Consider the following 7,354-nt stretch of genomic DNA (forward strand, 5'->3'; position numbering starts at 1 on the left):
AAACGACTCAGGAAGCGTCGAGTGGGGTGACGCATCTCAGTATTATCAAGAATCCGATGCTCCTTCCCAATGGATCTGAGGCTTTTGATAAGAAAATTCGCGACGCCTTCGGTGCGATTTGTCGGATCGTTGGTCATCCTGTCCCACTGGAAATCGAAAGAAAGTATCTCGTGACAGCGGCTGTCAATGTCAAGGATTTTGTCCCGACAGCTGAGATGGTCGTAATCACTCAATTCTATTTGCCGCATGATGGGTCGGAACATCTCCAGCGGATACGAAAAAGAGTTCATCGCGACCACACTGCGTATTTCCTGACGGAAAAAATCCCAGTCAAGCATGGGGTGGTAATTGAAAAGGAAAAATTGATCACCGAGGATGAATACGAGCAGTTTTTCAAAAAACGAGATCAAAAATTGTTCGTTATTGAAAAAAATCGCTGGTGTTTCATCTGGCAAAATCAATACTTCGAGTACGACGAGTTCTTGGGCGATTGCTCGGGACTTTACGAACTGGAGATTGAGCTGACAGAGGAGCAGCAGGAGGTTGCCCTCCCCGATTTCTTTACCACTGCAGGCATCCAGGAAGTAACCGGGAATGAACGGTATTCAAACTACTTCCTAGCCCGCATCCCCTACCGAGGCCCTGGAGCGACCTAATGTACGCTCTAGTACGACAAAAATCTACAAAACAAAAAGCCTGCTCGGAAAGTGACGAGCAGGCTTTTCCTTAATTCAATTTTCTCTAATCTAAATTTATTTAACCTCGGGTTTTTTTATTGTAATCCCCAACTCCAATAGCTGTTCTGAGGAAATTTCTGCAGGGCTATTCATCATGAGATCTCGACCCTCACCAGTCTTTGGAAAGGCAATAACCTCCCGAATGTTCGGCTCATTTTGCAGCAGCATCATTAAGCGGTCAAATCCCCAAGCGATTCCGCCGTGCGGAGGCGTGCCAAGGCGGAAAGCTTTTAACATGTGGCCAAAGTTTTCTTCTACACTTTCTTTGCTGTACCCCATGATATCAAAAACCTTGAGGAGCTTCTCTGGGTCATGATTCCGAATACTTCCTCCGCCTATTTCAAAACCATTGAGGACAATATCATACTGGCTTGTTAAAATTTCACCGATCTTTTCATTTTTCATCAGCCAATTCTCATGTTCAGGTTTTGCTCTAGAAAATGGATTGTGGGTGAATGTCCAGGGACTCCCATTTTGGCCCTTGTCCGTTTTTTCAAAAAATGGAAAGTCCACCACCCAGCAGAACGCAAGCAGACCCGGATCATTTTTGTCGTCCCTCATGTCTGGTCTATCACTATTGTATTTAGCTAAGGCCTCCTTGTATGAAATACGGGGAAAAGGGACCTGCTGGATACGTTTTTCGGGATAAAGTTTTGTAACAATTTCAACCAGCAGTCTTTCATTTAAGTCCATAACATCCCCCTGAATTGCAAAACTCATTTCCAGGTCAAGCTGGGTAAACTCCGGTTGACGATCGCCACGAGTATCTTCATCACGCATACACCGGGCTATCTGAAAATATTTTTCAATGCCCCCAGTCATAAGGAGTTGTTTGTATTGCTGAGGAGATTGAGGAAGAGCATAAAAGTGACCTCGCTCTAATCTGGAAGGCACAACATAATCCCGCGCACCTTCGGGGGTGGACTTTGTGAGCATAGGGGTTTCTACTTCGATAAACCCTTCAGAGTCTAGAAAATCTCTCACGAATTTAACGACTTTGTGACGAGCCCGGATATTTTTTTGAAGACGGTCACTGCGGAGATCAAGATAGCGATAAGCAAGGCGGACATCCTCACCTACTTCGCGTGTATCTGTTCCCTGACTAATATCAAAGATTGGAGTCTCGGATTCGTTTAACACTGTTATGGACAAAATTTCAAGCTCCAGTTCACCGTTTTGCTTTTCCTTCTGTATGTTGCGTTCTGGTCGAGCATTGACTTTACCCTGAACTTCTACTACCCACTCAGATCTTAATTGGGTACCAACAGAATGGGCTCCAACCGCATTGGGTAAAATAACCCCCTGGACATAGCCAGTTTTGTCCCGAAAATCAAGGAAAATAAGCTTTCCTTGGTCACGGCGGGTTGAAACCCAGCCAGCAATAGTAACTTCGGTGCCAAGGCAGTCTTTGAGGTCCTTTATGTACGTGCGTTTAGTTTTTGTGTCGGATTGCATATAAACGCTATTGTAACAGAGTTGAAGAGTTTTTTCACTATAAGAAGCCTCTGGTGTAGGAAACACCAGAGGCTTTTGTTTTTTGATTAATTTTTGGAATGCTGATCAAAGCTACCCTGCCACCTTCTCGACTTCGCCTAGCTCATGACTAGTCTCTGCCTCCTCAGCGACATCTCGATATCCTTTTGCCTGCTCGTTAAAAAGCTTGGCATAGAGACCATCCTGGGCAATCAGGGTTTCGTGATCCCCTTCTTCAGCCACCACACCGTTACTGAGGACGATGATTTTATCGACGCCACGTACGGTATTGAAGCGATGACTAATGAGAATGAGGGTGCGTTTACCCGCCACTTCCCCAAGCTTCTCAAAGATACGTGCTTCTGACGATCCATCCACCGAGGCAGTTGGTTCATCGAGTACGAGCACGAGACCTTCTCGATACAGCGCACGGGCCAATGCAATTTTTTGCTGTTGCCCTTTTGACGGTTCTTCACCCCCAAACTCTGTTCCCAGCTGAGTGCTATATTTTCCTGGCCAGACATCAATAAATGAATGGGCTTCTGCAATTTGAGCTGAGCGTCGAGCTTTTTCCTCTGAAACAGCTTCGATACTTCTACCCATTGCAATGGATTCACCTACCAAGAAATCGTAGCCCACCCAGTCCTGTAAAAAGACTGAAAGATACGAATTCCATTCATCGACATCTATTTCCTTGAGATTGACACCATTTACAAAGATGTCACCCTTGCTTGGGTCGTATATTCGAGAGAGAAGTTTGACCATGGTAGTCTTGCCTGCACCATTGTCACCCACAAGGGCAATGCTTTCTCCAGGGTTGATAATGAGGTTTACTCCTTTGAGGGTGTAAGGATCTTCATTGAATACTAGGCCTACCCCGTTTTCCACCTTAGTCTTCGCAGTTTTATTTTCATAACGAAACCATACATCACGAAACTCGATTGTTGGTGGGGTACCAATATTGAGTTTGTGAGGATGTTGGGAGCGCTTGATAAATGGCTTGGTGTCGAGGACTTCAAACATGTCTTCTGCATAGTGACGCTTTTCGTTTTGACGAGCAACGTCATTGAGAAGGCTCGAAATAGATCCCACCATCTGACCCAAAGCACTGACCAAGAAGGTCATCGTACCGAGAGCGATGAGACCACTCCACACATCTTTGACGATGACATAGAGTCCAAAGCCATATCCCATTGCAGCAATTGCCCCTGCACCAATGGTGTAAAAAAGACGTCGGCGATCGACGAGGAGCTGATCATTTTTAAACGAACTCAGCACCCCTTCTACCATTCCAAGCAAACTCTTTTCCGCTTGAAGCATTTTTGTCTGTACCACTCCCACTCTGCTGAGAAAGTGCGTACGGAGATGTTGGTATTTTCTTTGACGGGGACCGTGTTCTGCCCAGAGACTCCATACTTTGTTGCCATATCGTAGCTCAATAATAAATCGAGGAATAGATGTGACGAGTACAGTGATGTAGACCACCGGACTAAAAGTCAGGGCAAAGGACGAAGTCAAGACGATCATGACGATGTTTGAAATATTTGCGAATTGTGTTTCCGCAAGCTCAAACATTGGCCAGATACCTCGATTGAATGCACGGTGAAGAAGATCTTGGAAGTCAGCCTTTTCATAATGACCGAGATCGATTTCTGTACGCTTGCGCAACGTAATAAGATCGAGACCATGCTCGAGCTCCAAACTCCACGCTTTGTCCACATACAGACGAATGGCCGATAGAAAGAGCGAAAGGGCCCAAATGGATGCATAGAGCACCACGAGACCTACAGCTGTTTCGAGCGGACTATGCGTCTTGACGGTATCGACGAGCTTGTTAATCAGTCGGCCCATGATACTCGCTTGGAGCAATGGAACAAGTGCAACAAGAATTGTCAGTGTGCCAATAGTGAGAGTGCGAATTGGCGCAATTTTGTACGCCATAGCAAAAGCACGCAATGTGGTGCGCACGGCACGTTTCAGTGTGTGTAATGTTCTATTCATAGATTTATTCTTTTGTTTGGTTTGATTTTCTGTTTTGGTTCTTGATTTCCTGCTCTTTTTACCTGTGATGAATAGAAAAAAATCCTATTCATAGGTATGAGACGATTTGAGGTCAAATCTTAGTATAATTTTGAGAAAAAAATAAGCATGTTTAGTGCATTAAAGTTAAAAAAGTTAAGCCTTACCATAGATACCCACCCCAATCGCTTGCCGCACTTTGAGCATTTTTGCTTCAGCACGAGCGCAAGCTTTTTCACCACCTTTATGAAGAATGTCTATGACTCTGCCCATATTAGACGCGAGAGCCTCCCTTTTATTACGAAGGGGTGTAATAAAAGCTATTAAATCAGCCGCCAAAGCCTCTTTAAGCTCCTTATATTTACCTTTTTTTTCTGTATAGAGTGAGTCTAGGTAAGCGGAGTCGCGTAGGAGTGAATGAATAGCCCGAACATTGACCGGCTCACCCCCAGACGAATCAGTCACGATACCCATGACCAGCTTAGTGATTTCTTCATCGCTTGCAAAAAGCGGAATAGTGTTGTGGTGACTTTTGCTCATCTTCTGACCATCTATGCCGGGAACAACAGCTACATCACTAAGAATAAGGGCTTCGGGATTTTTGAAAGTTTCTTGGCCAAAAATTCGATTAAATTTTTCAGCCGTATCGCGTGCAATCTCGACATGCTGTTTTTGATCCTGCCCAACAGGTACGACATCGGCGTCTGGAAGCAAAATATCAGCAGCCATCAAAAGTGGGTAGTCAAAAAGTCCCACATTTATTTCCTTGTTTTTAGCCTCGGCATCCTTGAAAGCGTGGGCTCGCATAAGGTATGGCATAGTGGTCAGGCAGTTGAAAATCCAACCAAGCTCAGTCACTTGAGGTACATCAGATTGCTTAAATAAAGTTATTCTCTCCGGGTCAAGACCAATGGCTAGATAGTCAAGAGCGACGTCAAGGATAGCCTGCTTCATCTCGAGGCCATTTTGCACTGTAGTCAAGGCATGAAGGTCGGCAATAAAAATATAGCTATCATAGTCTCCTTGCAAGTCTACAAACTGCTTCATGGCACCGAAATAATTGCCAATATGGGGCCGGCCGGTTGGTTTGACACCGGAGAGGAGGATTTTTTTGGGGGTATTAGACATGGAGTAATGATAGCAGAAAGTGGCACGAGAATCTATATTTCCTTATTTAGCTCCCCGCTTCTTCATTCAACTTTTCGATAATTTTTTGCAGATATGAAGCGCCTTCTTCATAAGAAAGATTTGCTGGAATTTTAGTCAGTTTGCCAACTTTGATTGAGAGGCGTCCACGGATAGCTTTGACACCACCATGAGCCAATAAGTCTTGAGGCAAATGATAACGAAAAGCGACTGGCAGGACAGGCACGCCAGTCTGGAGTGAAAGAGCCGAGACACCACGTTTAAACGGCGCTATACCGCCTTTTAAGACCATTTTACCTTCGGGATAGATAGCCACGACTCCATTCTCAGCTAGGATCTGCTTGGGGGTGACAAGGGCTTTTTCTAGACCCTCCCCTCGTACTACATCAAACACCCCGAAGATTTTATAGGCCAGCGGTATGATACCTATTGAATAGAAAAAATTGAGGCCGAAATGCAAAAAGATTTTGGTACCCATAAAACGTAAAGGCAGGAGGCGACTATGCCCCGAGACCAGCATTCGGAAAAGAAAACTGTCATACCAGCCGATATGATTGGCGGCAATGATCAGGGGTGCATTGACCCCGGCTAGGTTTTCCCTGCCACTGATTTTTACCTTGAAAAAAAGACTGAAAATGGGGTAGACCAAAAGAAAACTAAAATACTGGTTGAATTTTATGTAGAGATTCTTGAAGGAAAAATTATGCGGGAGAGATTTGACAGTAGATGCTGGGGCGACAAAAGTAGCCTTAGAGATATTTACCTGAGGCTGAGCTGTCACGTGTGCTGCACCTGGAGTCATGACTGACATAGGTAGTTCTAGTGTACCAGATTTATGGAAAAAATCTAGATTATCTACGGATGGCCACCAAAAGTGACGCAAGAGGGATAATAAGCAGAGTAAAAAAAAGATAGCCAAGAGGTAGACCAGCTTTGGTCGCTAAGCCGACAACAGAAATGCCTTTGGTTGGGAGAATGTATTCAAGGAGGGCCACCAAGGCTGACAAAACTCCGATGCCAAGGACCACTATCTCAAAAAGATGCTTGATGATGGAGTAACTTTTCTCTGCATAGGTCACTCGGCTAATAGCTAGATAAACCAAAACAAAAATTACAATAAAGAAAACCAATTTGGACGCCCATCCACTTGTATCAAACCAAGGACTTTTCAAGAATAAGATAACCGAAGGATAAAAGGCAATGATAGATGAGACAAAAATTGATTTAATATTCATGCGGATATTATACACCCTCCGAACGTAAATCCTCAATAGTTTTTTTAGCGGCTTTGGAAAGTTTTTTTGGAAGAATAATATTGAGATCAATCAGAAGGTCTCCTCGTTGACCTGTATTATGTGTCGCCCCCATTTTATTTCCAGGATATGGCACACCCTTACCCTTTATTCGCAAAGTTTCGCCAAAAGTGACTCCTGCCGGTATGGTCACCTGCAGCAATCCATCCAAAGTATCTATACCAACTTCAGCTCCAAGCAAGGCATCAGAAAGTTTTACATCAAGTGAGGTGCGTAAATTTAGGTTTTGTTTAACAAACCTTTTATCTTGCTTTACATGCACCTTTACGTAAAGATCTCCGGGATCACCACCCATCACGGCTTCACCCTGGCCTGTCAAACGCACCATCTGTCCCGTTTCAATACCTGGCGGCAATGTAAAAGTCAATGTTTTTTGTTTTTTCTGGACACCGTAGCCGTGACATTCTCTGCATTTTTGTTTTGGAACCTTGCCAGTACCATGACATTCATCACATATACGAGTAGTTGAAAAGCTGCCTAGGATAGAGCGGCGAGTTTCATTGAGCTGGCCCTTACCGGAGCAAGTCGCACAGGTTCTTAGATCAGTCCCTGGTTCGGCTCCATTGCCCTTGCAATGTTCACAGGCGCTTGTCTTGTTGAGATTGATAGTACGCTCTGTTCCAAAAATAGAATCCTTAAAAGAGAGCTCAATATCAACTTGAATAT

Annotated in this window: 7 protein-coding genes; 1 reads left to right on the top strand and 6 read right to left on the bottom strand. The window is 44.4% G+C overall.

The window, feature by feature from the left end:
• The coding region (locus PHF79_03470; GenBank protein MDD5318845.1) for a CYTH domain-containing protein at positions 1–656 on the top strand (656 nt) is incomplete at its 5' end.
• 96 nt (positions 657–752) lie between these two features.
• Here PHF79_03470 and aspS read toward each other — a convergent pair.
• From aspS to PHF79_03500, 6 genes are all read right to left on the bottom strand, one after another.
• The gene (aspS, locus tag PHF79_03475; GenBank protein MDD5318846.1) at positions 753–2,192 is read right to left on the bottom strand and encodes an aspartate--tRNA ligase; all 1,440 of its coding nucleotides are present in this window, start codon (positions 2,190–2,192) and stop codon (positions 753–755) included.
• 111 nt (positions 2,193–2,303) lie between these two features.
• Positions 2,304–4,211, bottom strand: a complete 1,908-nt coding sequence (locus tag PHF79_03480) for an ABC transporter ATP-binding protein (GenBank protein ID MDD5318847.1) — start codon at positions 4,209–4,211, stop codon at positions 2,304–2,306.
• A gap of 174 nt (positions 4,212–4,385) precedes the next feature.
• Positions 4,386–5,357 carry a tryptophan--tRNA ligase gene (gene trpS / locus PHF79_03485; GenBank protein ID MDD5318848.1) on the bottom strand — a complete coding sequence of 324 codons (972 nt, stop codon included), beginning with the start codon at positions 5,355–5,357 and terminating at the stop codon, positions 4,386–4,388.
• A 46-nt stretch (positions 5,358–5,403) separates the two neighbouring features.
• Positions 5,404–6,186, bottom strand: a complete 783-nt coding sequence (locus PHF79_03490; GenBank protein ID MDD5318849.1) for a lysophospholipid acyltransferase family protein — start codon at positions 6,184–6,186, stop codon at positions 5,404–5,406.
• Between the two features lie 40 nt (positions 6,187–6,226).
• Positions 6,227–6,610 (bottom strand): hypothetical protein, encoded by a 384-nt coding sequence (locus tag PHF79_03495; GenBank protein ID MDD5318850.1) that lies wholly within the window; start codon positions 6,608–6,610, stop codon positions 6,227–6,229.
• A 7-nt stretch (positions 6,611–6,617) separates the two neighbouring features.
• Positions 6,618–7,354: DnaJ C-terminal domain-containing protein (locus tag PHF79_03500; protein MDD5318851.1), on the bottom strand; the 737-nt coding region annotated here is incomplete at its 5' end.

The sequence above is a fragment of the Candidatus Paceibacterota bacterium genome, from assembly GCA_028714275.1.
Lineage (GTDB): Bacteria > Patescibacteriota > Minisyncoccia > Phycocordibacterales > CAINVO01 > CAINVO01.

Excerpts from the sequence above, each read along its gene's own strand:
- aspS (MDD5318846.1), bottom strand. The coding sequence starts at position 2,192 with ATGCAATCCGACACAAAAACTAAACGCACGTACATAAAGGACCTCAAA.
- PHF79_03480 (MDD5318847.1), bottom strand. The coding sequence starts at position 4,211 with ATGAATAGAACATTACACACACTGAAACGTGCCGTGCGCACCACATTG.
- trpS (MDD5318848.1), bottom strand. The coding sequence starts at position 5,357 with ATGTCTAATACCCCCAAAAAAATCCTCCTCTCCGGTGTCAAACCAACC.
- PHF79_03490 (MDD5318849.1), bottom strand. The coding sequence starts at position 6,186 with ATGTCAGTCATGACTCCAGGTGCAGCACACGTGACAGCTCAGCCTCAG.
- PHF79_03495 (MDD5318850.1), bottom strand. The coding sequence starts at position 6,610 with ATGAATATTAAATCAATTTTTGTCTCATCTATCATTGCCTTTTATCCT.